This is a genomic window from Priestia sp. J2 (assembly GCF_020790095.1).
Classification (GTDB): domain Bacteria; phylum Bacillota; class Bacilli; order Bacillales; family Bacillaceae_H; genus Priestia; species Priestia zanthoxyli.
This window is the reverse complement of record NZ_CP086208.1, coordinates 2,325,125-2,349,828: the sequence shown is the minus strand read 5'-3', so window position 1 is coordinate 2,349,828 and position 24,704 is coordinate 2,325,125. Positions and strand designations below refer to the sequence as shown.

25 protein-coding genes are annotated in these 24,704 nt (G+C 41.3%); all 25 read right to left on the bottom strand.

Annotation, left to right across the window (positions count from 1 at the left end; all coding sequences use genetic code 11):
• Window positions 1-36 precede the first annotated feature (36 nt).
• On the bottom strand, window positions 37-1,518 hold the full coding sequence (locus LJY09_RS11770; RefSeq protein ID WP_028413329.1) for an amino acid permease: 1,482 nt from the start codon (window positions 1,516-1,518) through the stop codon (window positions 37-39).
• 101 nt (window positions 1,519-1,619) lie between these two features.
• A complete protein-coding gene (locus tag LJY09_RS11765) occupies window positions 1,620-1,898 on the bottom strand; it encodes a YokU family protein (RefSeq protein ID WP_013057076.1) in 279 nt (92 codons plus the stop codon).
• 2 nt (window positions 1,899-1,900) lie between these two features.
• Entirely contained in the window at window positions 1,901-3,310 is a 1,410-nt protein-coding gene (ablA, locus tag LJY09_RS11760; RefSeq protein WP_028413330.1) for a lysine 2,3-aminomutase, read from the bottom strand.
• 42 nt (window positions 3,311-3,352) lie between these two features.
• Window positions 3,353-3,832 carry a GNAT family N-acetyltransferase gene (locus LJY09_RS11755; protein ID WP_028413331.1) on the bottom strand — a complete coding sequence of 160 codons (480 nt, stop codon included), beginning with the start codon at window positions 3,830-3,832 and terminating at the stop codon, window positions 3,353-3,355.
• Window positions 3,820-5,340, bottom strand: a complete 1,521-nt coding sequence (locus tag LJY09_RS11750) for a M81 family metallopeptidase (protein WP_228307749.1) — start codon at window positions 5,338-5,340, stop codon at window positions 3,820-3,822. The genes LJY09_RS11755 and LJY09_RS11750 overlap by 13 nt, the downstream gene beginning before the upstream one ends.
• 29 nt (window positions 5,341-5,369) lie before the next feature.
• Window positions 5,370-6,827 carry an aldehyde dehydrogenase family protein gene (locus LJY09_RS11745; RefSeq protein ID WP_028413333.1) on the bottom strand — a complete coding sequence of 486 codons (1,458 nt, stop codon included), beginning with the start codon at window positions 6,825-6,827 and terminating at the stop codon, window positions 5,370-5,372.
• A gap of 28 nt (window positions 6,828-6,855) precedes the next feature.
• A complete protein-coding gene (locus tag LJY09_RS11740; RefSeq protein ID WP_028413334.1) occupies window positions 6,856-8,151 on the bottom strand; it encodes an aminotransferase class III-fold pyridoxal phosphate-dependent enzyme in 1,296 nt (431 codons plus the stop codon).
• Entirely contained in the window at window positions 8,135-9,520 is a 1,386-nt protein-coding gene (locus tag LJY09_RS11735) for an aminotransferase family protein (protein ID WP_098112608.1), read from the bottom strand. The genes LJY09_RS11740 and LJY09_RS11735 overlap by 17 nt, the downstream gene beginning before the upstream one ends.
• Entirely contained in the window at window positions 9,508-10,689 is a 1,182-nt protein-coding gene (locus LJY09_RS11730; RefSeq protein WP_028413336.1) for a thiolase family protein, read from the bottom strand. Before LJY09_RS11730 ends, LJY09_RS11735 begins: the two co-directional genes overlap by 13 nt.
• Entirely contained in the window at window positions 10,689-11,351 is a 663-nt protein-coding gene (locus tag LJY09_RS11725) for a 3-oxoacid CoA-transferase subunit B (protein ID WP_028413337.1), read from the bottom strand. The genes LJY09_RS11730 and LJY09_RS11725 overlap by 1 nt, the downstream gene beginning before the upstream one ends.
• Before the next feature lies 1 nt (window position 11,352).
• A complete protein-coding gene (locus tag LJY09_RS11720; protein ID WP_028413338.1) occupies window positions 11,353-12,009 on the bottom strand; it encodes a CoA transferase subunit A in 657 nt (218 codons plus the stop codon).
• A gap of 179 nt (window positions 12,010-12,188) precedes the next feature.
• Complete coding sequence (locus tag LJY09_RS11715) at window positions 12,189-12,518, bottom strand: DUF3870 domain-containing protein (RefSeq protein WP_013057066.1); 330 nt, start codon at window positions 12,516-12,518, stop codon at window positions 12,189-12,191.
• A 214-nt stretch (window positions 12,519-12,732) separates the two neighbouring features.
• The gene (locus LJY09_RS11710) at window positions 12,733-12,981 is read right to left on the bottom strand and encodes a ferredoxin (protein ID WP_013057065.1); all 249 of its coding nucleotides are present in this window, start codon (window positions 12,979-12,981) and stop codon (window positions 12,733-12,735) included.
• A 37-nt stretch (window positions 12,982-13,018) separates the two neighbouring features.
• Window positions 13,019-13,903: a pyridoxal 5'-phosphate synthase lyase subunit PdxS gene (gene pdxS / locus LJY09_RS11705; RefSeq protein ID WP_028413339.1), complete on the bottom strand. Its 885-nt coding sequence runs from the start codon at window positions 13,901-13,903 to the stop codon at window positions 13,019-13,021.
• A gap of 193 nt (window positions 13,904-14,096) precedes the next feature.
• Window positions 14,097-15,080: a quinone oxidoreductase family protein gene (locus tag LJY09_RS11700; RefSeq protein WP_028413340.1), complete on the bottom strand. Its 984-nt coding sequence runs from the start codon at window positions 15,078-15,080 to the stop codon at window positions 14,097-14,099.
• A gap of 16 nt (window positions 15,081-15,096) precedes the next feature.
• The gene (locus LJY09_RS11695; protein WP_028413341.1) at window positions 15,097-15,870 is read right to left on the bottom strand and encodes an enoyl-CoA hydratase/isomerase family protein; all 774 of its coding nucleotides are present in this window, start codon (window positions 15,868-15,870) and stop codon (window positions 15,097-15,099) included.
• Window positions 15,871-15,899: 29 nt separating this feature from the next.
• On the bottom strand, window positions 15,900-16,661 hold the full coding sequence (locus LJY09_RS11690; RefSeq protein ID WP_048021471.1) for an SDR family NAD(P)-dependent oxidoreductase: 762 nt from the start codon (window positions 16,659-16,661) through the stop codon (window positions 15,900-15,902).
• A gap of 14 nt (window positions 16,662-16,675) precedes the next feature.
• Complete coding sequence (locus tag LJY09_RS11685) at window positions 16,676-18,454, bottom strand: acyl-CoA dehydrogenase family protein (protein WP_228307748.1); 1,779 nt, start codon at window positions 18,452-18,454, stop codon at window positions 16,676-16,678.
• Window positions 18,442-19,185: a 2-phosphosulfolactate phosphatase gene (locus tag LJY09_RS11680; protein ID WP_228307747.1), complete on the bottom strand. Its 744-nt coding sequence runs from the start codon at window positions 19,183-19,185 to the stop codon at window positions 18,442-18,444. Before LJY09_RS11680 ends, LJY09_RS11685 begins: the two co-directional genes overlap by 13 nt.
• On the bottom strand, window positions 19,182-20,240 hold the full coding sequence (locus LJY09_RS11675) for a phosphotransferase family protein (RefSeq protein WP_228307746.1): 1,059 nt from the start codon (window positions 20,238-20,240) through the stop codon (window positions 19,182-19,184). The genes LJY09_RS11680 and LJY09_RS11675 overlap by 4 nt, the downstream gene beginning before the upstream one ends.
• A gap of 25 nt (window positions 20,241-20,265) precedes the next feature.
• Window positions 20,266-20,667, bottom strand: coding sequence for an acyl-CoA thioesterase (locus LJY09_RS11670; RefSeq protein ID WP_155010159.1), 402 nt, complete (start codon window positions 20,665-20,667; stop codon window positions 20,266-20,268).
• A gap of 14 nt (window positions 20,668-20,681) precedes the next feature.
• Window positions 20,682-21,464 carry an enoyl-CoA hydratase gene (locus LJY09_RS11665; RefSeq protein ID WP_028413346.1) on the bottom strand — a complete coding sequence of 261 codons (783 nt, stop codon included), beginning with the start codon at window positions 21,462-21,464 and terminating at the stop codon, window positions 20,682-20,684.
• Window positions 21,461-22,345, bottom strand: a complete 885-nt coding sequence (locus LJY09_RS11660; protein WP_033578977.1) for a 3-hydroxyacyl-CoA dehydrogenase family protein — start codon at window positions 22,343-22,345, stop codon at window positions 21,461-21,463. The genes LJY09_RS11665 and LJY09_RS11660 overlap by 4 nt, the downstream gene beginning before the upstream one ends.
• Window positions 22,346-22,425: 80 nt before the next feature.
• Entirely contained in the window at window positions 22,426-22,992 is a 567-nt protein-coding gene (locus LJY09_RS11655) for a TetR/AcrR family transcriptional regulator (protein ID WP_028413348.1), read from the bottom strand.
• Between the two features lie 90 nt (window positions 22,993-23,082).
• Window positions 23,083-24,699 carry a long-chain-fatty-acid--CoA ligase gene (locus tag LJY09_RS11650; protein WP_155010161.1) on the bottom strand — a complete coding sequence of 539 codons (1,617 nt, stop codon included), beginning with the start codon at window positions 24,697-24,699 and terminating at the stop codon, window positions 23,083-23,085.
• Window positions 24,700-24,704: the final 5 nt, after the last annotated feature.

Genomic DNA, 24,704 nt, shown 5'->3' with positions numbered 1-24,704 from the left:
AAAAGGTGAGCCTTGTTGTCTAAGGCTCACCTTTTTTTATTTCTTATCCTCTTTTTGAATACACTCATGCAAAGACACAACCTTGGTTTTCTTTGCTATTTTATATCCCCACCACGTCGCTAAAAAGAGAGGCAGACCGATGTATGAGACCGTCAAGCCGTACCAATCAATTTTGTCGGAAAGTACCGCTTGATAGTTTTGTCCTAAAATAACAATGAGGCACATTCCAAATGCAAGAACAGGACCTAGAGGGAACCATTTTGCTTTATAGGCTAGATCATTTAGATCTTGTCCTGAAGCAACATATGCTTTTCGGAAACGATAGTGGCTGACGGCAATACCAATCCACGCAATAAATCCGCTCATACCTGAAGCGTTTAAAAGCCACATATACATTTGATCACCAAAAACGGATGTTAAAAAGGCAAGACCGCCAATAATAGTGGTTAAAACAAGCGCATTTACTGGAATTCCTCGACGATTAATTTTCCGAAGCGCTTTAGGCGCTTGCCCTTCATTGGCCATTGACCATAACATTCGCGTAGAAGCATATAAACCAGATGTTCCGGCTGATAAAACGGATGTAAGAATAACAGCATTCATCACCGAAGCAGCTGCAGCAATTCCTGCTTTTTCAAAAACAAGCGTAAATGGACTAACCGCAATGTTATCCACATCTCCTCCTAGAAGAGATGGACTTGTGTAAGGAATGATAAGCCCGATTACAGCAATGGCTGCAATATAAAATAGAAGGATGCGCCAAAAGACTTGGCGAATGGCTTTTGGTATATTTTTTTGAGGGTTTTCACTTTCCCCTGCCGCAATACCGACTAGCTCTGTACCTTGAAAAGAAAATCCCGCGATAAAGAAAATGCTTAGTACGGACAGAAATCCGCCGTTGACCGGCGCTTCTTCTAATGTAAAGTTTTTAAAGCCGATATATTCACCGCCGAAGATGCCAAAGATCGTCAGAAGGCCCACTCCGATAAATACAATGATGGTTACTACTTTTACGAGAGCAAACCAATATTCAGATTCTCCATAGCTTTTTACAGATAGGAAATTAAGTAAAAAAATTAAGCCTAAAAACAAAGCGCTCCAGATAATACTTGGCACATCAGGGAACCAAAACTTCATGATAATAGCAGAAGCAGCTATTTCTACAGCGAGCGTAACAGCCCAGTTAAACCAGTAGTTCCAGCCGAGCGCAAACCCGAGAGCTGGGTCTACATAGTGACTGGCGTATGTTGAAAAAGAACCTGATACCGGCATAAACGTGGCCATTTCTCCAAGGCTAGTCATGAGAAAATAAACCATAATTCCAATAGCCCCGTAAGCAATCAGCGCTCCTCCCGGTCCAGCAGTTTGGATGGAAGATCCCGTGGCTAGAAATAAGCCAGTTCCTATTGAACCTCCAATGGCAATCATGGTCATATGACGAGCTTTTAAATGGCGTTTTACATGCTTATCGTCCTGTTTTTTTTCTTCTTCATTACGATTTATATCGACTGCTTCCATACTTATCCCACCTTCATAAAAGAACTATGCGAACATGTTTAACGTAAAGCGTATAAGAATATCCATCTCCTATAAAAAGTAGGAGATGGATCCTTTATTGCTCACTTTGAAAAATCAAAGTAGTTTCGTTTTAATAGACGAGGCAGGCTCATAAGCTGTTCGTACGTTACACTTTTTTCTAAGGCAGAGGTGTTGATTAAAAACAGTTGATCTTCAATGTGTCCAACTGTTTCGTCTGTTTGATACGTAATTCCACATTCTGAACATGTAATGGAAGGCGTCTCTTTAATTTCTATAGCTTTTGTACCGTCAGGAAGCTCCCAATAAACCGTTGCATCCGTCTCCTTGGCTTCATATGATTCGCACCATTGGCACTTCAATATTATTCCTCCTTCGCTCCCGCTGTTTCGTATTTTTTCATTTGCGTTTCAAATTTTTTCTCTTTTAATTGATCGCGCTTTTCACGCTTGTCTTTTAAAGAGCTATGCTCTGGATTTTGATCATACGTTTTCCGGCGGTCAAGACGGTTTAGACCTTCTGGCGTTAAGTTGAACTTTGTATCATCGATAATCGAAAGAACACCATTGCTTTCAAATTTTTCAAACACTTCAGGATATACTTTTTTATAAAATTCTTCTGCGCTTCCACTTTGGTAATTTTGCGGCTCTGGATAAGACGTAATAACACCTTCAAAGTTTCGAAGCACCACTTTATTGGAGCTTTGAGAAATAATATAGTTTGGCTGCAGCGGAATTTTACCGCCTCCTCCAGGAGCATCCACGATAAACGTAGGAACTGCATAGCCGGACGTATGGCCGCGAAGTCCTTCCATAATTTCTAGCCCTTTGCTGATTGGCGCACGGAAATGGCCGATTCCTTCTGATAAATCACATTGATAAATGTAGTAAGGACGCACGCGGATCTTTACTAAATCATGCATAAGCTGCTTCATGATTGGCACGCTGTCGTTAATTCCAGCTAAAATAACCGCTTGGTTTCCAACTGGAACTCCTACGTTCGCAAGCATTTCACATGCACGCTTTGATTCTTCTGTAATTTCAATTGATGTGTTAAAGTGCGTATTTAGCCAAACCGGATGATATTTCTTTAAGATGTTGCACAGATTTTCTGTAATGCGCTGAGGGAACACCACCGGCGCTCTTGTACCGATACGAATAATTTCTACGTGCGGAATATCGCGCAAATTTTTCAAAATATATTCTAAAATATTGTCATTGATTAATAGGCCGTCTCCTCCGGAAATTAATACATCACGAATTTGAGGGTTGGCTGCAATGTAATTAATCGCTGTATCCAGCTGTTTTTTTGGAACGCCCATTCCGATTTGTCCTGAAAAACGTCTTCTTGTACAATAGCGGCAGTACATGGAGCACTGATTTGTAACTAAAAACAGGACGCGGTCGGGATAACGGTGCGTTAAGCCAGGAACCGGTGAATCTTCATCTTCATGAAGCGGATCTTCTAAATCATACCTTGTTTTATGCAGTTCTTCTGAAATAGGAACGGACTGCATTCTGATTGGACATTTCGGATCGTTCACATCCATTAACCATGCGTAGTAAGGAGTGATATTTAACGGAATCGTTTTGGTTGCAATTTTAACACCTTCTTCTTCTTGAGGTGTTAAATTTATGACTTTCTTTAAATCTTCCAATGTTTTAATCGTGTTTGTCAGCTGCCATACCCAGTCGTTCCACTGCTCGTCCGTTACATCTTTCCAAAGCTCGATTTCTTTCCAATGTCTGCTTGCTTTATATAATGTATTTTTCATTTTATATTCCCTCCAAGGTTCATTTTTTGAATAGATGTTCTACTAAGAAATTGACCGCACCATATAATAGCGATCTTCTCCTTCGCCAAACTCTCCTGCTCGCGTTTCTTTAATCGTAAAGTCCATTTTTTTATACAGCTTAACAGCGCCTTCATTTTTTACATTCACAGTCAAACAAACACTTTCAAAATTATCTTTTTGTAGAATCGAAAATATCTCTTCTAAGAACAGCTGTCCAATTCCGCTTCCTTGTTTATCAGAGCGGACGTAGAACCCAAAGATATAAGCTTTTGTGACATCTTTGTAATCTCTAAGCAGCTCGCAAATGGCAATTGGCCTTGCGTCATTTTCCTGGAAATATTGAATGAGCTTTCCGTAGCGCGCTAAAGGTACAAGCGTCTGTTCATCAACGGCTCCCATGCCCGGAAACGCATCTTTTTCAAGTTCAATCATCATTTTTTGCTGCGCGGGACTTAACGACTCTGGGACTTCGATATAATACTGCTCTTTTAATGCATCCATTTTTCTTTCCTCCTTTTTTCACTTTCATATTTTGCATCTTGCAGCGGCCATATTGGACTTGGAAGGTGCTGATAATTAAAGGTCGTTAAGCGATTTGACGCTAAGCCTGGAGCATCCACATAGACGATAGACCCTACAAGCGGTTCAAAAGCGGCTCTGAAATGATTTTTAGCTTTTAAACCAATTATTTTTTTCCTTGCTGGCTCGATACCGATATGGCGAAAAAGTTCAGGATCGTTTGCTGATACCGGCCTTCCAATCAACAAAATATCCAATTCTCCTACTCGAATATGAGCTGCGCCTTTTACATTTACTTTTAAATGCTGATTAAACGGTCCCGAATTGTAAAACTCACCTTCTGATAAGCCAATGACCTTTGCTTCAACTTCAACGGGCTTTCCAAACTCAGGAGAAACTTTTCCTCCTAAGGAAAGAGAGACGTAGCTTCCAACTCCTGCTTGCACGCATTGTTTAATAGATTCAGGGTCATAAAGACCTCCAAACAGTGTCCCCGGCATATTTAGCTTCAGCATGTATTCTAAAAGCTCTGTTGTATCACCGCTTCCACAGCTTAAAGGATTGTCCGCTATATCAGCGAGCACAATTGGCTGTTCGTTTGATCGTTTTAACGCTGTTTGCAGACCTTCTTCAACGGTAGGCAAATCCATGATAAAATCTTCTTTTATACTCCAAAACTGAGAAGCTAGTCTATTTGCTGTTTTTTCTGCTGTTTCAGGATTCAAAGCTGTTACGAGCACGCTTGCTCCCGCAATTGGAATATCAGAATACGGAAAGCCTCCAAAAATGGAAACATTGTATATGTCTTCTTCTTGCTCGGCTTGCTTAGCAAGATCAATCATTTTTTTCATCGGCCCTTCTGCTGTTCGCATATTAATCGACGGCAAAAGCATGGGCAGTTTTTTTAAAGACGCATAATAGATAGCGCTTTCTTTTACTTGTGTTAAAAGCGCTCGCGCAGCGTTAACTCCTTGTTCATACATATCAACGTGAGGATATGTTTTAAAACCAAAGTGAAGCGACGTGTACGTAAGCATATCTTCACTGACATTTGCATGCATATCGAGCGTAGTGGCAATAGGAACGTTATTTCCTATACAGCTTCTTATTTGACCTAACAAATGAGCTTCCGGATCGAAAAGATGCTCTGCTACCATTGCGCCGTGCAAGGCGATTAATAAGCCATCTAGCGGGCCGGCGTGAGTAAGCATATGCAGCATTTGCTTTTCAATTGTGTAATAAGCTGCCGAAGATACAACCCCAGACGGAATTGCAGCTGCACAAACAAGGGGAACGATTTCTACTTGCTTCTCTTGCTTTAATACATCCAAAAATCCCCCTACTTCTGTTTTGGTTCCTGAGTATGCTTTATATATTTCCGTTCCAACAAAATATCCTTCTTGTACAAACTGTTCTATTTCTGTTTTTAATGGACTAAAGCTGTGAGATTCATGATAAAAAAAGGCAATGCCAATGCGATATGAAGACATGTGCTCCTCCTTTTCGCTAAGGTGCGAGATTAATAGTTGGTGTAGACAGACTTCCATTCTGTCATCACATCAAATGCATGATGAGAAACTTCCCTGTGGCCGTTGCCAGACATTTTCATTCCACCGAATGCTACCCCCATTTCAGCATTAGATGTTCCGTTATTGATATAGACTAATCCGCTAACAGCGTCTTTGGCAGCTCGGCTGGCATAGTGCAAGCTGCTTGTATAAATAGAAGTGGAAAGTCCGTACACCGTTCCATTATTGACGCTCATTGCTTCTTCGTAGCCATCTACTTCAATAAAAGCAAGCACGGGACCAAAAATCTCTTCTTGAGCAATTGTGTGATTTGAATAGACGTTATCGATGATTGTAGGCATGTAATAACAAGTTCCTAACTCTGATAAAGCACGACCTCCGAGCGCAATATTCCCACCTTCTTCTACCGCTTTTTGTACGTAATCTTCTACTAAACGGCACTGCTGTTCATTAACAAGCGGTCCTATTGCAACCCCTTCATCAAGACCATTTCCAATCTTCATTTCTTCTGTAAGAGCTATTACTTTTTTCAACAGCTCTTCTTTTACTGAACGCTCCACGATGACTCTGCTAGCTGCGGTACAGCGCTGACCCGTTGTCGTGAATGCTGATTTAACGATTCCCTCTGCTGCTTTATCCAGATTGGCATCTTTTAATACGATAACCGCGTTTTTTCCTCCTAGCTCTAAAGAAATACGCTTTAAGGTTTTGCTGCTCATTTCTGCTAATTGCTGACCAACTTCCGTAGAACCTGTAAATGAGATGATTTTCACTTCAGAGTGCGTAGCAAGCTTTTGTCCAACGATTCTGCCCGATCCTGTAAGCAAGTTAATCGTTCCTTTTGGAAGCCCCGCAGCGTGCAATACTTCCATAAAAATCTTCGCTGAGAGCGCCACTTCTGAAGCCGGCTTCCAAACAACCGTGTTGCCAGCAATTAAAGCAGCAAACATTTTATAAGAAGCGAGAGAAACAGGAAAGTTCCAAGGTGTAATACATGCCACAACTCCAAGCGGTTCGCGCACCATTTTTATATCTCGGTCAGGAAAGCCAGCGGGCACTATTTCGCCAAACAAACGTCTTCCTTCTCCCGCCATATACTGAGCTGTTGCAATGACGACACCAACTTCCCCTATGGATTCTGTCAGTGGTTTTCCCATTTCTTTTGTCATCACTTGAGCTAGCTCTTCTTTTCTGTCTTCAAAAAGCAAAGCTGCTTTTGTTAAAAATGCTGCACGTTCAGGAATAGATGTATTTTTCCAGTGGCTGTAGGCTTTACTAGCCGCGTTTACGGCAGCATCGACTTGACTAGCCGTAGCGGCTGCGCACATTCCGACGAGCTCTTGTGTTGCAGGGTTTATACTTTTAAAATAGGTTTGCTCCTCTTCACTTACCCACTCGCCGTTAATATATAAATCTCCTTGCAGCAGTTCGGTTTTAGTTTGACTCATATCGTTACCCTCCTTTTCATTTAAAAAGCTAGTTAATTGAAACTGCTTCTGTGATGACTTCTTCTAATAAAGACAGCCCTTGATTCAGCACGTCTTTATCAATATTCAGCGGCAGCATTAAGCGAATGGTTTGCCCTTTGACTCCACAGTTCATGATAAGCAGTCTTCTTTCCAGCGCTTTTGATTTAATGGCAGGAACATAAGCAGCTGCTGTTTCAACATGAAATTCAATGCCAATCATCATGCCAATTCCTCTAACCTCTTTAATAGCCGGTAAATGTCCGATAGAATGCTGAAGACGTTTCACAATATCGGCACCTACTTTTTCACTGCGCTCTACAAGCTTTTCTTCTTCAATGATTGAAATGTTAGCTAAAGCAGCTGCGCACGATACTGGATTTCCACCAAAAGTAGAACCATGTCCGGCTGTTGGCCATTTCTCATGCAGTTCTCGGCTTGCTACAATCGCTCCTAGTGGCATACCACCGGAAAGAGCTTTTGCTAAAACTAAAATATCTGGTGTGACTCCAGCATGTTCCGCGGCAAACATTTTTCCAGTGCGCCCGAATCCCGTTTGCACTTCATCAAAGATAAGCAGAATGCCATAATCATTCGCTATGTCTCTCAGTGCGCGTAAAAAGCTAGAAGGAGCAGGGTAATAGCCTCCTTCGCCCATGACTGGCTCAATAACAATCGCCGCTACGCGTGAAGGATCCACTCGCAGTTCAAACAGCTTTTGCAGTTGATTTAAGCAATATGCTTCCGCTTCTTCCTCGTCAATATTAGGAAGCTGACTTGGATACGGATAAGGCGCGTGATACACTTCTCCCAAAATCGGCTCGTAGTAGCTTCGGTACTTGGAGCTTGAAGCCGTAATAGCTGTAGCTCCGAGTGTACGGCCATGAAAAGAACCTTCAAAAGCGATAATCCCTGGTCTGCCAGTGGCCGCTTTTGCTAACTTAAGCGCTCCATCAATAGCTTCTGCGCCTGAGTTTGAAAAGAAAACCGTATCTAAGTTTCCTGGCGTAATTTGCGCAAGTTTTTCTGCCAAATTCACAGCTGTTTCGTAGTATCCGTAATTTAAACCGAGGTGAAGCAGCTGATCTGCTTGTTTTTTAATTGCTTCTACCATCTTTTCATGTGTATGACCTACTGCATTGACAGCTACTCCTGATACAAAATCAATATATTCCGTGCCATCAGCTGTCCAAAATTTCGCACCGTGCGCTTTTTCAATAACAAGCTCTGTTACTCTTGTCATCACGGGTGATAAATGTTTTTTGCCTTTGATTTGAAGCTCTTCTGTTTTATTTTGCACTTTCATATGACTCATCCTTTCTTATGTGCTGATGAAAAATAGAAAACGCATGATCTAGCAATCTCACTATTTCATCAACTTCTGATTTCGTTATATTTAAAGGAGGACTAATAATGATATGTTCTCCTTTATGTCCATCTATAGATCCGGACCCTGGATAAAATACGCCTCCAAGCTCCATACAAATTTCATTGAGCTTTTCGCTGGCTGCTTCACCTGGCTCGAAAAATATCTGTTGATTGGCGTCTTTCATTAGTTCTAATCCAATTAAAAGTCCGCGGCCGCGAATATCTGAAATATACGGATGCTTGCGCTGCAGCGCTACTAAACATTCCATTAAATACGCACCTTGAGTTTCTACATTTTGAAGGATATTTACTTCTTCATACATGTCCAAAGCAGCAAGTCCTGCCGCTATCGAAACAGGATGTCCACTGTACGTATAGCCGTGAAGGAATTTTCCGCCGCTATTTTCTAACAGTCCTTGAATCAGACGGTCATGGACAACCATTCCTCCTAAAGGAGCGTACCCTGCTGAAACTCCTTTACCAAACGTTAGAATATCCGGTTCGATTCCGAATTGTTCCACTGCAAAATCAGTTCCCGTTCTCCCAAAGCCTGTCATCACTTCATCAACAATCAAAAGAATGTCATAACGGCTGCAGAGCTCACGTACTTTTTTGAAATAGTCAAGCGGAGGTACAACAGCTCCTTGCTGACTTCCTACGATGGGCTCTGCGATAAAAGCTGAAATATTTTCTGGACCAAGCTCTAAAATGGTGCGTTCAATATCGGTGATGCAGCTCCAGTTTTGATTTGCCACGCAGTCTTCTTGATTGCGATTATACGGACAGCGATGACAATACGGCGAATAGACGTGCGCAAAATGTAAAAGATTAGGTGTATAAGGATATCGTCTTTTTACGTCTCCTCCAGCTGATAGTGCCCCTATCGTGTTTCCATGGTAAGACTGCCACCTTCCGATTACGATGTGTTTTTGCATCTTTCCGGCATCCCTGTGATATTGCCTTGCTAATTTTAATGCACTTTCATTTGCTTCTGATCCTCCTGATGTAAAATAGACTTTGTTTAAATGAAGCGGCGCCATTTCTCCAATTTTGCCTGCAAGTTTATGCAAAACATCCGTTTCAAAACGTAATGTATGAACAAACGCCGCTTTTTTTGCCTGCTCCGCCATCGCCTCGGCTATTTGCGCAATGCCGTGCCCTAAGTTTGCCGCCACGGCGCCGGAGCAGCCGTCTAAATACTTTTTTCCTTGTTCATCTATTAAGTAGCTTCCTTCACCATGCGTAATCATTGGATACTTTTTTGTTAAATCTCTATGAAAAACATAATCTCTTTTTATTTCGTCCATCTTTCCACCACCATCGCCATTCCTAATCCTCCTGCAACGCAAATAGTAGCCAGGCCGTATCGTCTTTTTTGCTTGTGGAGTTCATGACACAGAGTTGTGATGATTCTTGCCCCGGAGCAGCCTAAAGGGTGTCCAAGAGCAATCGCTCCTCCGTTTACATTCACTTTTTCTGATGTGATGTCCCATTCTCTTAAGCAAGCAATACTTTGAGCGGCAAATGCTTCGTTTAATTCAATCAAGTCCATATCACCTAAGCTTAAACCAGCTTTATTTAAAGCAATTTGCGAAGCAGAAACGGGGCCAATTCCCATTTCCTTTGGAGAGACGCCGGCTGCGGCAAACGACACAATCTTTGCCATAGGCGTTAATCCAAGCTGCTCAGCTTTTTCTTCCGACATCAACAGCATCATTGAAGCGCCATCGTTTCTGCCGGATGAATTTCCAGCTGTCACCGTTCCATTTCTTTGAAAAACGGGCTTAAGCGTACCAAGCTTTTCTTTGCTAGTAAGACGAGGAAATTCATCTGTTGCAAAATGCCTCATTCCTTCTTTTACAGGAACCGGTATAATTTCTTCTTCGAACAAATCAAGTTCTATAGCCCGCCTAGCTTTTTCCTGACTATAAAAAGCAAACTCGTCCTGCTCCGTACGGCTAATGCTATACTTTTCAGCAAGCCACTCCGCCGTCTGTCCCATTGTAAACGTTCCGTATAGCGTTTCAGGCTGTGATTTTGGCTGACTTTCTGTATTAGAGTCATAGAGTGTTAAATCACCAACGTGAAAACCAAAACGAGTGCCTACCGTATAGTGCGGTGCTTGAGACATGCTTTCCGCTCCTCCGGCTAATACCACTTCGGCTTGACCTGATAAAATGGACATAGCTCCATTCATTACAGCCTGCATGCCTGAACCGCACTGGCGGTGCACGGTATAAGCTGGAATACGTTCAGAGAATTGAGCTCTCAGCCCGGCTACTCTCGCTATATTAGGAGCATGAGCGCTTTGTTTCGTCTGTCCGACAATGATTTCATCAACAATCTCTGAAGTATATCCCGCTGAAGACAAATTGTTTTTCATCACAAGAGAGACTAGTTCTTCTGGAAGCGTATCTGCAAGCGAACCGCCAAACTTTCCAATAGGGGTTCGAAATGCATTTACAATCACTGCCATTATGCCGTCACCTCATTGTTTTTATTAAATAATTTAGAAACATGAAAAGAAGCCTCTGTTTTTTGTTTTACTTCCTCTAAAGAAACACCCGGAGCTGTTTCAAGAAGTTCAAGACCAAGATGGGTTACCGAAAAGACAGCTAATTCCGTAATAATCATATCGACTCGTCGCTCTGAAGTAAGCGGATAGGTTAAATTCCTAACTAGCTTTGACTCTCCTTGACTATTCGTATGAAGAGTCGTCACAATCACTTTTTTCGATCCTTCTAATAAATCCATTGCTCCTCCTACGCCAAGAACACTTTTCCCAGGGACAGCCCAGTTCGCAATTCGCCCTGCTTCATCTACTTGAAGCACTCCAAGAATGGATACATTCACATGACCTCCGCGTATCATCGCAAAAGAATCAGCGCTGTTAAAAAATGAGGCACCTTCCAAGACCGTGACGGGAAGCTTCCCAGCATTCACAAGCTCTGGATCTATATAGGTTTCTTCAGGAGTAGGGCCAACGCCGAGAATTCCGTTTTCTGAATGTAAAAACACGTGAACATCGGGTGAAATATAATTAGCAACCAAAGTAGGAATCCCTATCCCTAAGTTCACTACATCTCCTTGACAAAGCTCTTTTGCAGCGCGCCCAGCAATATATTGTTTGACGTTCATCTTATTTTTCTCCTTTCACTACGATATAAGTAACGTATAAATGAGGAGTGATAATTTCTTCAGGAGAAATTTGTCCAACTTCAACCACTTCTTCTACTTCAGCAATCACGATATCAGCGGCCGTTGCCATCATTGGATTAAAGTTTCTTGCTGATTTGCTGTAAATAAGATTTCCGAGTCGGTCTGCTTTTTTAGCTTTTATAAGCGCTACATCTGCGTGCAGCGATTCTTGCAAAACATATTTCTTTCCTTTTAATACTCGTTCTTCTTTTCCTTCAGCGAGCTGAGTCCCTACGCTCACAGGCGTGTAAAATCCTCCAATGCCCGCACCTCCTGCTCTAATAGCCTCGGACATTGTTCCTTGCGGGATAAGCTCCACTTGAAGTTCTTGTTGTTGATAGGCATGCACAACTTCAGGATTGGAAGTGAAATACGAACCTATAGCTTTTTTTACTTGTTTTCTTTGAACCAATATACCCAATCCTTTTCCAGGTTCACCGAGGTTATTACTAATAATCTCTAAATCTTTAAGGTTTGATTTGGCAATCGCCTCAATTAGACTAAGCGGGCTTCCTACAAGACCAAATCCACCTACCATAATGCGTGCGCCATCAGTTATTTTTCCTACTGCTTCTTCGCGCGTGATGATTTTGTTCATTTTGTTTCCTCCTTTTCTTTTTATATTTCACAGCGCTTTACACGAAAAAAACCAAGCAGGACACAATGACTCCCCAAAGAAACAGGAACGTCCCCCATTCTTTGTAAAGCGTGTGTGTCTGCTTGGTTTTAATAAGACCATGAAAAGAGGTTGTCTTCTCACTTTATTCTAACCAAACGCTATGTAATTTTTTGATTCACATTATCCCAGTAACGTTGGATTGCAGCCTGAAGCGCTACGATAATCGCCTGTTGAGATGGAGCAAAATAATAATTTTGAATACGTTCAATAAGAGGTTCAATTCCATCTGCAAGGCAGTAACCAATAAGCAGCTTCCGGAAAAAATTTTGCGTCAGCTCCGTAATAAACGTAAACTCAGCATTTACAATTTTATGCTCTGTCAGATCCACTTCTAGTACAATTCCCGCATGCTTATACATTTCATACATGGAAGTTCCCTGTGGAGCTTTTGCATATCCTGTCACAATGACTGTATTCAGTATTTGCATGCCCCTTAATCTCCTTTTAAAAACTATTTAATTACTCTGCACATTTACACTAATAATTCTGAAAGGTCAAATGAGACTAACTCATATGCTTTTAGTTATGTAAGTGCTTTCATTTTTAAAAAGATATGTTCTTACACAACTAACATTTCGCCTTTTCTAGACAAAATCCTTCTTTTCTTTTAAAAAAACTTTCTATTTTTTTATTTATTCGGCTTTATTGAAATTTATTCGAATCTCCATCAAACTTTTCATCTGCTATACGGATGGACTCTGTTGGACAGCCTTCAAACGCATCTATTAAATCGTCTTCTAACTCTTGGGGCACTTCAACAGTGCCTTGATTATCATCAAGGATAACGAACGCAATTCCTTCATCATCATAATCATAAATATCAGGTGCCGCAGCTCCGCATGCGCCGCACGCAATACACGTTTCTTTATCGACTATTGTATATTTCCCCATGATCATTCTCCTAACTAAGTTTAAAAGTTATTACTTATTACCAGCCGCGTTCTTGCATACGATTTTCTGGTAATAATGATGAAATTTCAATTCCTTTCATTGCACTTCCTAGCCCTTTTGACAAGCTTGCAATGAGTTCATAATCTTGATAATGCGTTGTTGCCTCAACGATTGCTCGAGCAAATTTTTCAGGGTTGTCGGATTTAAAGATTCCTGATCCAACGAACACGCCGTCTGCTCCAAGCTGCATCATTAACGCTGCGTCCGCGGGTGTTGCTACGCCGCCTGCTGCAAAGTTTACAACCGGTAAGCGGCCTTCACGTTTAATTTGCAGTAATAGCTCATAGGGGGCACCTAATAGTTTGGCTTCTGTCATTAACTCGTCTTCATCCATGCCTACCACTTTACGTACTTGAGCGTTGACTTGGCGCATATGACGCACTGCTTCCACGATATTTCCTGTTCCTGGTTCGCCTTTTGTACGAAGCATCGAAGCACCTTCACCAATTCGTCTTGCTGCTTCCCCTAAATCACGGCATCCGCATACAAATGGAACCGTAAATGTACTTTTGTTAAGGTGATATTCCTCATCAGCTGGAGTAAGTACTTCACTTTCATCAATGTAGTCTACACCCATCGCTTCTAGCACGCGTGCTTCAACAATATGGCCGATTCGGGCTTTTGCCATAACTGGAATGGATACAGCGTTCATCACTTCTTCAACAATTGTTGGGTCTGCCATACGAGACACGCCGCCTGCTGCACGAATATCAGCTGGAACACGCTCTAACGCCATAACAGCAACAGCGCCTGCTACCTCTGCAATTTTTGCCTGTTCTGCATTGATCACGTCCATGATAACGCCGCCTTTTTGCATTTCTGCCATTCCCCGCTTCACGCGGTCCGTTCCATTTCTCACCATATTCAATTCCTCCTTTATATGTTCAAACACTTATTATGCAACTTCCATGCCAGTGTTAAAATATAGAAGAAATTAGTAAAAAGTACTGATTTTTATGCCAAATTATTAAGCGGTTTTTAAAAATTTGGCAGGCGAAAGCCAATTTTTTAAACTAAAACAGCTTCCATCCCTATTAGAGACGGAAGCTGTTTTGTTAAGGAACTAACACTAATTTTCCGGTCGTTTTTCTTCCTTGAAGCAGACGATGTACATCTGCTGCTTCTTCAAGTGAAAATGTACCGCCCAGCATTAATTTTAACTGACCGGAATTCACGTAGTTTAATAGCTCATGCAGGCTTTGCTGATAAAGTGCTGGTTTTGCCATCATTTGAGGTAAGAAAAAGCCGAGAACCGACTGATTTTTTTCCATCAGGCGAGCAGGGTTAAACTTTACAGATTTTCCGCTAGCCATTCCGTAAAAAACGAGGCGTCCAAATGGTGCAAGACATTGAAGAGATTCATAGAATATATGCCCTCCTACCATTTCTAAAATAATATCGGCTCCTTTTCCTTCTGTTACTTCTAAAATCCGTTTTTCCCAGCCTGTTTCTGTATAGTTAATCACTTCGTCGGCTCCAAGATTTTTTGCAAGCTCAAGCTTTTCTTTAGAGCTCGCTGTAGCAATAACTTTTCCAGCTCCAAAAATTTTCGCAAGCTGAACAGCTAAGGTTCCGACGCCGCCTGCTGCTGCATGAACGATGACGATTTCTCCTTTTTCAAGGCGACCCATTGTTTTTAAAATATGATAAGCCGTTAGTCCTTGAAGAGGCAAAGCAACGGCCTGTGTTAAATCCACATTCTCCGGCAACGGAATAAGGCCTCTTGAATCTGCCAGCGTGTACTCAGCGTATCCTGTTGCTCGATTAGATCCCAGCAGTGTCACGACTTTTGTACCTACTTTTATCCCTTGTACATCCTCGCCTACTTCAACCACTTCGCCTGCTACTTCAGAGCCTGGAATAAAAGGCAGCGGCGTTTCGACTACATATGCTCCTTCGCGCCGCGCAGCGTCGGCATAATTAACGCCAATTGCCGCAACTTTAATGAGCACATCTTTCTTTTTAGGTACAGGGCGTGCAATATCGATAACTTGCAGAACATCAGGCCCTCCATACTGCGTGAATTGAATAGCTTTCATCTTTTATATCCCCCTCTTATTTCCCTTGAAATAGTGGCTTTCTTTTTTCTTTAAATGCAGATATTCCTTCTTGATGATCCCTCGTTTCTACCATAAGAACTTGCGTTAGCCTTTCTTGTTCAAGCACTTGTTCTAGCGTTAAATGGAATGAATCGTTGACGATTTTTTTCATTTTTCCGTACGCTTTCGTTGGCCCTTGTGATAAACGGCTTGCAAAAGACGTAACCTCATCTTTCAACTGATCTAACGGCACTACACGGTTCAAAAAACCGGCTTTGTAAGCCGTATCGGCATCCAGAGGCTCTGCTAAAAATAGCAGTTCTTTAGCTTTGTGGGGGCCAACGACCTTTGTGAGAAAGTAAAGACCTCCTCCATCTGAAATCAATCCCACTTGAGAAAAGCTTAATACAAATCGGCTTTCTTGTGATGCGATGATAAAGTCAGAAGCGAGAGCTAAATTAAAAGCAGCTCCTGCTGCAAACCCATGAACTGCTGAAATAATTGGCTTCTCTAGATTTTGCATCGCTAAAATACATTCATTTAAACGGCCGATATGTTCATAAACATCAGCTCCCGATGCTTGGCCCATCGTTTTCACATCGCCTCCGGCAGAAAACGAGCGCCCCGCTCCATTTAATATAACCACTTTAATAGACTCATCGCTTTGTGCCTGTTTTATTTCAGCTGTTAACTTTTCAATCATTTCCTCACTGAATGCATTTAAACGATCCGGTCGATTTAACGTTAAAGATAAAATAGTCCCCTGCTTTTCTACTACTAAATCACTCATAATTTCGACTTCCTCCTCTTTGCTTTGTATTAAACGATAAGCCACCCGCCGTCTACTAATAAATCACTTCCCGTCATATACGATGCCTCTTTAGACGCTACAAAAGCAATAACATTTGCAATTTCATCTGGTTTACCTACACGTTTTAAAGCCGTATTTTTTTCGATTGCCTTAGTGAAGCGCTCATTTTCAAGTCCAGGCTGTGTTAAAGGTGTTTCTACGAATCCAGGAGACACAGAGTTTACTCTGATTCCGTGAGGTGCTAATTCAAATGCCATTGCTTTTGTAAAGTTGATTAAAGCAGCTTTAGCAGCGCTATAGTGGGGAATTTGCGCACCTGCTTTATGTCCTGAAAGAGAAGCGATGTTAACAATAGAGCGATTTTCTGCTATTTCTTCAGTTAAAAAAGGAATCAAATGTTTTGTTACAAGAAATACGCTTGTTAAATTGACGTCCTGCACCTGTTTCCACTGTTCAAGCGTTGTTTCTTTGATTGTGGAATTAACAGATCCGCCTGCGTTATTAATTAATAAATGAATTTGTCCGTACTTTTCTTTTATAAACTCAGCAAGCTCTTTGACGTCTTCTTCTTTCGTTACGTCAGCTGGGAAAATATCTGTACATTTTCGTTCACACCGTGTGTCAATAGCGGATGCAGCCTGTATTAGTTTTTCTTTCGTTCGCCCGACAAGAATGACGCGAGCGCCTTCTTTCGCCATTCTTTGAGCGGTCGCTTCTCCAATGCCGCTTCCAGCTCCTGTAATAACAGCTATTTGCCCTTCAAAACGCAGCATAATATCCCTCCTTATACAACATATCGTCCGCTGTCGATAAATTCACGGGCGATGTCTCGATTGCGCATGAACTCTCCTTCACTTTGCAAATCATTCATCCATTTTCCAAGAATTGTGCGGTACTGTCGGTGTTTTTCATCCGTTAACATCCCGTTTATTAATTGTCGAGCCTGCTTTTCAATTTCAAAGAGCGTTTCACTAACAACTGTTGCTGTGAGCTTGCTTTTTAACGTTTCTTTTTCTTCTCCATTTCTGGTTACAGCTTTTTCCACGCGCAGCACAGATGACTCCATAGCGAATAGCCCAATAGCAATTTCTGCTAATTTCATCAGCGTTTCTTGTTCTTGCGCTAGATTTGTCTGAAACGTTTGGAATGCTGTTCCTAGCAATGCAAGAAATAAATGCCTTGTTGTAATAACAGCCTGCTTTTCTCGTGCTAGAAGTTCATTTGAAGATATTTCCCACTGACCGCTCATCAATTCACTAACGGCATGTTCTACTCGTTTGTTCAGCTCTATTTCTCCTTTGCCTGCTTTTTTTAGAAGCTGAGTTGGAAGCAAAAGGCGGTTGATTTCATTTGTACCTTCAAAAATACGATTGATGCGTGAGTCACGGTATACTTGTTCAATTTTATATTCTTGAATAAATCCTGCTCCGCCATGAAGCTGCAGCGATTCATCGGCAATTAAATCAAGAGTTTCCGATCCATACACTTTACACACTGAACATTCCATTGCAAATTCAGCCAGCTGTTTAGCTACTAACTTATGATTTTCACTTTCATATAGTCCACCAAGCGCCTCTTCTAGTAAACCAGCTGTACGGTACTGGATAGATTCAGATGCAAAAATACGAGCCGCCATTTTTGCTATTTTTTCTTTTGAAGCGTTAAATTCCGCAATAGCTGTTTTAAACTGCTTGCGTTCTTTTGTATAACCTAAAGCAAGTTCAAACGCATATTTTGCTGCGCCCATACATGCAGAACCTAAGTTAAAACGTCCAAGGTTTAAGACGTTCAACGCAATCAAGTGACCTTTTCCTACTTGTCCAAGTACGTTTTCTACAGGTACTAAACAATCTTCGTAAATAACTGGACGAGTAGACGACCCTTTGATTCCCATTTTCTTTTCTTCTGGGCCGAGAGACAGTCCTTCAAAATCTTTTTCTACAATAAAAGCAGTAAAATGTTCTCCGTCTACTTTTGCATATGTGATGAACGTATCTGAAAAGGCAGCATTGGTAATGTACTGCTTCGTTCCATTTAATACATAATGCGTTTTTTCAGGATTTAATACGGCTTTTGTTTGGGCTGCAAGAGCATCAGAACCAGCTTCTGGCTCTGTCAAACAGTAAGCGCCAATATATTCACCGCTTGCCAATTTGGGCAAGTATTTTTCTTTTTGCTTTTTGGTACCAAAATACGTAATAGGAAGTGTCGCAATGCATGTATGATTAGAATGAGCGACTCCATATCCGCTTGTCCGGCCGATGATTTCACCGACGAGTCCTTTGCTTACTTTATCAAGACCTAGTCCTCCATATGCTTCTGGAATACTGTGAGCAAGAAGTCCGAGTTCGCCTGCTTTGTGCATCAATTCTACTACTTTATCAAAATCTTGCTGCTCAATGTCACTGTGGTAAGGGTCGACTTCTTTTTCAATAAACTGCTTTGCTGTCTGAGCGATCATACGATGCTCATCCGTTAAGTCTTCAGGTGTATAGACGTGCTGCGCAGATGTTTTTTTAAGTAAAAATGATCCGCCTTTTGCTTCGGTTTTCATTTCAGACATATCATTTCCTCCCCGTTTACTAGCTTTTTCTTCACTACCTTAGGAACTACAGAATAGACGTTTTTCCGGCTTACAAAGCCAATTTCGTCTAGAAAGCCATACTGAGTGAGCATTTCTCCTACGGCTGAGTGTTTCAATATTTCAAGAGATGAATGCTCATAAGCCTTATACAAAAGCAGTGCGGCTTTTGCAGCATCCGTTAAATAAAATGTTTTTAGTTGCAGAAGACAGCTTATAAAGTACCCCGCTCCATATAAATCTTCTAGACAGAAGCGATTGGATGAACCTGAACAAACCAATAAAACAGTTTCATCTTGACTTGGTTGACAAACAGCACTGGCAACCGCTTCTCCGTTTAACAGTGAAGCTGCATAGACATGTTTTGCTTTTTCAGCGTTATGAATGGCCACCGTTCCATTAGTGGTGGACAAAATAACCGTTTTATCTTGAACATGCTGCTTTATCGTGCTGGGGCTTGGATCAAAAAACCCTTCAATCGTTTTCCCTCTATATTCGCCTACAAGCGCAATTTCGTCAGGATTATACGTTTTTGCTTTATTGCGCGCTTCTTCTTCGTTTTTTACGGGAATAACCTCTATTGCTCCTTGTTGTAAAGCAGCCGCAATTGTTGAAGTAGCCAATAAGATGTCAAATATAACGACCGTTTTTCCTTCTAGTTTTTTGGCAAGAAGCTCTTCTTTTTTGAGTATTACGTGAACTTTTCTTTTCATATATGCCCGCGTTCTGTATGCAGAGCATGAATAATCAGCGTTTTTACATACTCTCCAAATTGTGAAAACCGTTTGTCATTTGTTTGGCCTTTTTTATAACGGTAATAAATTTGCTGACAAATGACAGCAAGTTTGAAGTACGCAAACTTCAGGTAAAAGTCAATGTGTGACACATCTCGTCCGCTTTTTTTAGCATACGCTTCCACAAAATCTCGACGGGAATAAAAGCTTTTTTGCACAGTAACAGGTGGGTTCCCCAATCCTCTTTTTAAAAGTTCAGGGTCGCTGTCTTCCATCCAATAGCTCATCGCCACTCCCAAATCAGCAAGCGGGTCTCCAACGGTTGTCATTTCCCAGTCAAATAATCCTACAATTTTATTTCCATCCGGTGAAAATAACGTATTGTTAAGCTTATAATCATAGTGAATAATGGTTGGATGCTGTGAAGTGGGGATGTGTGTGGTCAACCATTTCTTTAGTGCTTCTACTTCCGGTATGTCACTTGTTTTTGATTTTTCATAACGATGAATCCAGCCGTGTACTTGACGTTCTAAAAAACCTTCAGGCTTGCTGATTTCTTCAAGGAGCGTACCTTTATAAGGAACGTCATGAAGCTGAACAAGGACATCCACCATTTGTTCTGAAATACGACGGCAAAGTTCGCTAGTTCCTTTCACGTCTTCTGGAAACGCTGTGTCGATGAGAACACCGTGCTTTCGCTCCATTAAAAAAAAGGGTTTCCCGACCACCGTTTCATCTTCACAAAACACATACGGCCTAGGAGCGAGAGGGAAAGATTTCGATAAAACAGATAAAATCTTGTATTCTCTTTCCATGTCATGCGCTTTTGGCGCAACTGGCCCAAATGGCGGGCGTCTCAACACCGCCTCCCACTCTCCGACTGAAAGAGCGTAGGTTAAATTGGACGCACCCGATCCAAATTGCTTGATTAAAAGAGGCTCTTTAGGTAAATCAAGAATCGAAACACGGAGAAACTGATGCAGTTTTTCCGTGTTTAATTCCTCTCCTTTTCGTACAGGAATGATTTGTGACATTCTTTTACCACCTGCTTTTTTATAGTTAAACAGCTACTTTATAATTCATCAAAAACTGCTTAATGTCCGCTGGAATAGCAATGCTTTTTTGTGCATCAAAATCAAAGTACACGATGACAGCTTCTCCTTTAGCAATCAGCGATCCCGTCTTGCTGTCGGTAATTTCATGGCCAATTGTAAAGCTTTTATTGCCGACATTAGATACAAAGGTTTTAATCGTTAACACTTGATTAAAATATCCTTGCGCAACAAAATCACATTTAGTAGACGCTAAAATATACTCCCACTTTTCTGTATGCATGGATGCTCCCATTTCTTCAAAAAAAGCAATGCGTGCCTCTTCTAAATAAATGAAATAGCTTGTATTGTTAATGTGACCGAGTGCGTCTGTTTCGCAAAAACGCACTTTGACCTGTGTTTCATACATGGTTTTCTCCTCCTTTACTTATGTGAAAAAACAGCGGGACGCTTTTCAATAAATGCTGATACTCCTTCTTTAATATCTTCTGTTTGAAAGACTTCTTCAAACAGCTCTGCCTCAAGTTCAAGACCTTCAGATAGTGTACGATTCATTCCTTCGTTTACCGCTGCCTTAATTCGAGAAAGTGACGGAAGAGAGTGACGGTTAAATTTCTTAGCCAGCTCTTTTGCTTTTTCGAGCCCTTTTCCTTTAGGCGTTACATGATTGGCAAAGCCTGCATGAAGTGCTTCTTCCGCCGAAACAGGACTGCCGGCAAACATCCATTCTTTAGCTTTAGATGCGCCGATTACGCGCGGAAGACGCTGAGTTCCGCCGCCTCCGGGAAACAATCCGAGCTTCACTTCCGGAAGACCGATTTGAGCATGTTCTTCAGCAATGCGTATATCAGCGGTTAGTGAAAGTTCGCACCCTCCCCCAAACGTTAAACCGTTTAACACGACAATTGTTGGTTTTTCAATGTTTTCAAGTTTTTGCAAAACACGATGGGTTTTCATAAACTCTTCTTTAATACCGCTTTGTCCCATTAGCTGTGGAAATTCTTTAATATCAGCTCCAGCCATAAACGCCCGGTCGCCCGCTCCCGTTAAAATGATTGTAATGACATCAGGATCTTTACTAAGCTCTTCATACGTTTCTTCAAGCTGCTGCACAACAGCCTGGCTCATTACATTTAAAGGCGGATTATCAATGGTTACAATAGCTGTTTTCTCTTCTTTTTCAATACGTACAAATTTTTTCATCATTGCTTCACTCCCTGTGTGTGGTATGTGTAAAAACCTTTTCCTGTTTTGCGTCCAAGCTCGCCTTTTTGAACTTTTTCTTCTATGCACGCAGCTGGCTTGTCCTCAGGGTCCCCTGTTTCGCTATAGCGCTGCTGCATCACAAAATATCCGACGTCAATTCCTGAGAGATCCATCAATTCAAAAGGACCGATCGGGTGATTGAGCGCTTTTTTGCAAATCGTATCAATGTCTTCAAAATCTGCGTATCCATTTTCGTAAAGGAAAACGGCTTCTTTTTGCAGCGCTCCTAAAATTCGATTGGCAATAAAACCTGAGATTTCTTTTTTCAGAAGGACTGCTGTGCGATTAATTTGCTTGCAAACTTCCATTGTCGTTTGAGCTGTTTGTTCACTTGTCTTTTCACTCATCACAACTTCTACGCAGTCCATTACAAGAGGAGGAAAAAAGAAATGCATGTTAACGATTTGCTCTGGACGGTTTGTTGCACTTGCAATAAGCGAGTTAACAATTGTTGAACTATTCGATGCTAAAATGGCGTGACTTGGTGCGTACTCATCTATTTCTTTAAAGACGCTTTGTTTTACATCTAACTTTTCTACAACAGCTTCAATCACAAAATCAGCACTTGAAACCGCTTCCTTTAATGTGCTTGTAAAAGACAACCTTTGAAATGCGGCTTCTTTAGCATCAGAGGAAATTTTGCCTTTGTGAACCCACTTGTCTATAATTGCTTCCAGCTTATTTTTTGCCTCTATGAGTGATTGTTCATTCATATCTTGAATAATTGTTTCATATCCTCCAAGTGCACAAAGCATACCAATTTGATGTCCCATTTGTCCTGCGCCAATGACAGCAATACGCTGTATATCTTTACTATTCATGTTATAGCCTCCTTTTAATATAAAAGGAGAGAAAGAGCTTATACTTTCCCACCTTTTACGAGCACTGTCCAGCCTAGCAGCTACTGTGACTGAATACCTTTCATTAACATCTTATAAAAAATAGCCGCAACTTCTCGATCTGACTTTTCACCATCCGGCTGAAACCAAAAATAGCTCCAATTTGTCATTCCTAATATGCCTAGCGTCACGATATCTGAAGGCAAATCTGAACGGAACTGCCCTGCTTCCATTCCTTTTTCAATAATTTCCTGTACGTTTTCTTTAAAACGATCGCGCTTTGGAATGATTTGCTGTAAGTGTTCTTCACTCAAATGACGCATCTCTCGAAAAAACACTTTAGCTCGAAGACCTTCTTTCTCAATATCATGAACAAGTTTAAAAATAATGCTGTGCAGCTTTTCAGGATAAGATATTGTCTTATCTGCAAGAATCGTCTCTTGGTTTTCTATTAATCTTTCAATATATTGAAGGTGAATATCCATTAAAAGCTCTTGCTTGCTTTTAAAATAATAATAAAACGTTCCTTTTGTGACGTTTAATTCATTTACAATATCTTGAATAGACGTTTCTTTGAAACCTTTTTGAGCAAAAAGCTGAATGCTTCGTTCCATCATCAAATCTTTCATCGTCAAACCCTCTCTGTCTTTTCTCATTTTCACAAATTATACCATGGCTTAGAGGGAGCTTTTGAAAAAGTTTGTTTATGTTCAGCTTCTTTACATCGTTTCTTTCACCACTTCTTCTCGCAGTGCTCTTCGTAAAATTTTCCCTACATTGGTCTTAGGAAGCTCAGCGCGAAACTCAAAGATTCGCGGAATTTTGTAAGCTGCAAGATGATGTCGACAATAAGAAGTAAGCTCTTCTTCAGAAAGAGATTTTCCTTCTTTCACTACTAAAATCGCTTTAATTGTTTCTCCTCTGTAAGGATGCGGAACGCCAATGACAACGGCTTCTTTAATGTGGCTGTGCTCATATAAAACTTCTTCAATATCTCGAGGATACACATTAAAACCACTCGCAATAATCATATCTTTTTTGCGATCAACAATGGATAAATACCCATCTTCGTCTATCTGTCCAATATCTCCTGTGTACAGCCAGCCGTTTCTAAGCGCGTGAGCTGTTTCTTCAGGCTGATTCCAATAGCCCTTCATAACTTGAGGGCCTTTAATCACTATTTCTCCAAGCTCTCCTCTTGGCAGTTCTTTTGTTCCTGTAGCCACGTCTACAATTTTATAAGCAGTTTGCGGAACGCCAAGTCCGACTGTGCCTGGCTTTCGTTCACAAAACGGCAGGTTGCAATGCGTCACGGGGGATGCTTCTGATAAGCCGTACCCTTCTAACACTTTAGCGCCCGTTTTTCGTTCGAACTCTTTCATCAGCTCAACAGGCATCGGCGCACTGCCGCTGTTGCAGATACGAATACTTTCGATGTTGTATTCTTCTGCCCGCGGATGATTTGTAATCGCAACATACATAGTTGGCACGCCAGGAAAAATACTAGGCTGCTCTTTTTTGATTGTATTTAGTACTTCTTCCAAATCAAAACGTGGCAATAGCAATATTTCATTTCCGCAAAGAATCGATAAATGCATACAGGAAGTCATGCCAAATACGTGAAACAATGGAATAACAGTTAAGCATTTTTCTTTTCCTAATTCAATATCATGTTTAAATATTTCGTATGATTGAACTGCGTTTGTGTAAATATTTGTATGTGTAAGCATCGCACCTTTAGATGGTCCGGTCGTTCCTCCCGTATACTGAAGAACAGCAATATCGTGTGCTGGATGGATAACCGGCTGATGAAATTCATGCTTGATGGTTAAAAAATCTAGGAAGGAAAGGTCTGGTGATGTAGGAACAAAAGGTTTTTGCAAGCTGACGGTTATCGCTTCTTCTATCTCAACACGATTCCTTATCTCTTGAAGTCTCGTATAAAAATCATCGAGCAGAATTATTTTTTTTGCCCCGGAATCGTTTAAAATATGCTCTAGCTCTTGTTCGACAAGCATAGGGTTGACCTGAGTAACAATGCCGCCCGCTGCTACAATGCCGAAATAGCTTATTATATATTGCGGACAGTTTGGCAGCATAATTGCTACACGATCTCCTTTTTTAATCCCTTTTTTCTGCAGTGCTCCTGCAAATACGCGAACTGAGTGGTACAGCTCCTGGTACGTTAACGTATGCTGATACATGCGCGTGGCTGTGTGAGCAGGATAATGTTCGGCTGTTTCTTTCAGCATATCAAATAGTGAAATATCTTCGATGTGAATGTCATGAGTGTAGGCTTCTGGATAAGGTATAAACCATTTTTTAACGTCTTCCATTGAGT

Excerpts from the sequence above, each read along its gene's own strand:
- LJY09_RS11700 (WP_028413340.1), bottom strand. The coding sequence starts at position 15,080 with ATGAAAGCTATTCAATTCACGCAGTATGGAGGGCCTGATGTTCTGCAA.
- LJY09_RS11675 (WP_228307746.1), bottom strand. The coding sequence starts at position 20,240 with ATGTCACAAATCATTCCTGTACGAAAAGGAGAGGAATTAAACACGGAA.
- LJY09_RS11665 (WP_028413346.1), bottom strand. The coding sequence starts at position 21,464 with ATGATGAAAAAATTTGTACGTATTGAAAAAGAAGAGAAAACAGCTATT.
- LJY09_RS11660 (WP_033578977.1), bottom strand. The coding sequence starts at position 22,345 with ATGAATAGTAAAGATATACAGCGTATTGCTGTCATTGGCGCAGGACAA.
- LJY09_RS11670 (WP_155010159.1), bottom strand. The coding sequence starts at position 20,667 with ATGTATGAAACACAGGTCAAAGTGCGTTTTTGCGAAACAGACGCACTC.
- LJY09_RS11755 (WP_028413331.1), bottom strand. The coding sequence starts at position 3,832 with ATGGATGCATTAAAAGAGCAGTATTATATCGAAGTCCCAGAGTCGTTA.
- LJY09_RS11650 (WP_155010161.1), bottom strand. The coding sequence starts at position 24,699 with ATGGAAGACGTTAAAAAATGGTTTATACCTTATCCAGAAGCCTACACT.
- LJY09_RS11745 (WP_028413333.1), bottom strand. The coding sequence starts at position 6,827 with ATGAGTCAAACTAAAACCGAACTGCTGCAAGGAGATTTATATATTAAC.
- LJY09_RS11695 (WP_028413341.1), bottom strand. The coding sequence starts at position 15,870 with ATGAGTGATTTAGTAGTAGAAAAGCAGGGGACTATTTTATCTTTAACG.
- LJY09_RS11730 (WP_028413336.1), bottom strand. The coding sequence starts at position 10,689 with ATGGCAGTGATTGTAAATGCATTTCGAACCCCTATTGGAAAGTTTGGC.
- LJY09_RS11750 (WP_228307749.1), bottom strand. The coding sequence starts at position 5,340 with ATGTCTTCATATCGCATTGGCATTGCCTTTTTTTATCATGAATCTCAC.
- LJY09_RS11735 (WP_098112608.1), bottom strand. The coding sequence starts at position 9,520 with ATGGACGAAATAAAAAGAGATTATGTTTTTCATAGAGATTTAACAAAA.
- LJY09_RS11710 (WP_013057065.1), bottom strand. The coding sequence starts at position 12,981 with ATGGGGAAATATACAATAGTCGATAAAGAAACGTGTATTGCGTGCGGC.
- LJY09_RS11725 (WP_028413337.1), bottom strand. The coding sequence starts at position 11,351 with ATGAACGTCAAACAATATATTGCTGGGCGCGCTGCAAAAGAGCTTTGT.
- LJY09_RS11770 (WP_028413329.1), bottom strand. The coding sequence starts at position 1,518 with ATGGAAGCAGTCGATATAAATCGTAATGAAGAAGAAAAAAAACAGGAC.
- LJY09_RS11740 (WP_028413334.1), bottom strand. The coding sequence starts at position 8,151 with ATGAAAGTGCAAAATAAAACAGAAGAGCTTCAAATCAAAGGCAAAAAA.
- LJY09_RS11655 (WP_028413348.1), bottom strand. The coding sequence starts at position 22,992 with ATGAAAGATTTGATGATGGAACGAAGCATTCAGCTTTTTGCTCAAAAA.
- LJY09_RS11685 (WP_228307748.1), bottom strand. The coding sequence starts at position 18,454 with ATGTCTGAAATGAAAACCGAAGCAAAAGGCGGATCATTTTTACTTAAA.
- LJY09_RS11720 (WP_028413338.1), bottom strand. The coding sequence starts at position 12,009 with ATGAACAAAATCATCACGCGCGAAGAAGCAGTAGGAAAAATAACTGAT.
- pdxS (WP_028413339.1), bottom strand. The coding sequence starts at position 13,903 with ATGGTGAGAAATGGAACGGACCGCGTGAAGCGGGGAATGGCAGAAATG.
- LJY09_RS11715 (WP_013057066.1), bottom strand. The coding sequence starts at position 12,518 with ATGCAAATACTGAATACAGTCATTGTGACAGGATATGCAAAAGCTCCA.
- ablA (WP_028413330.1), bottom strand. The coding sequence starts at position 3,310 with ATGAAAAATACATTATATAAAGCAAGCAGACATTGGAAAGAAATCGAG.
- LJY09_RS11680 (WP_228307747.1), bottom strand. The coding sequence starts at position 19,185 with ATGAAAAGAAAAGTTCACGTAATACTCAAAAAAGAAGAGCTTCTTGCC.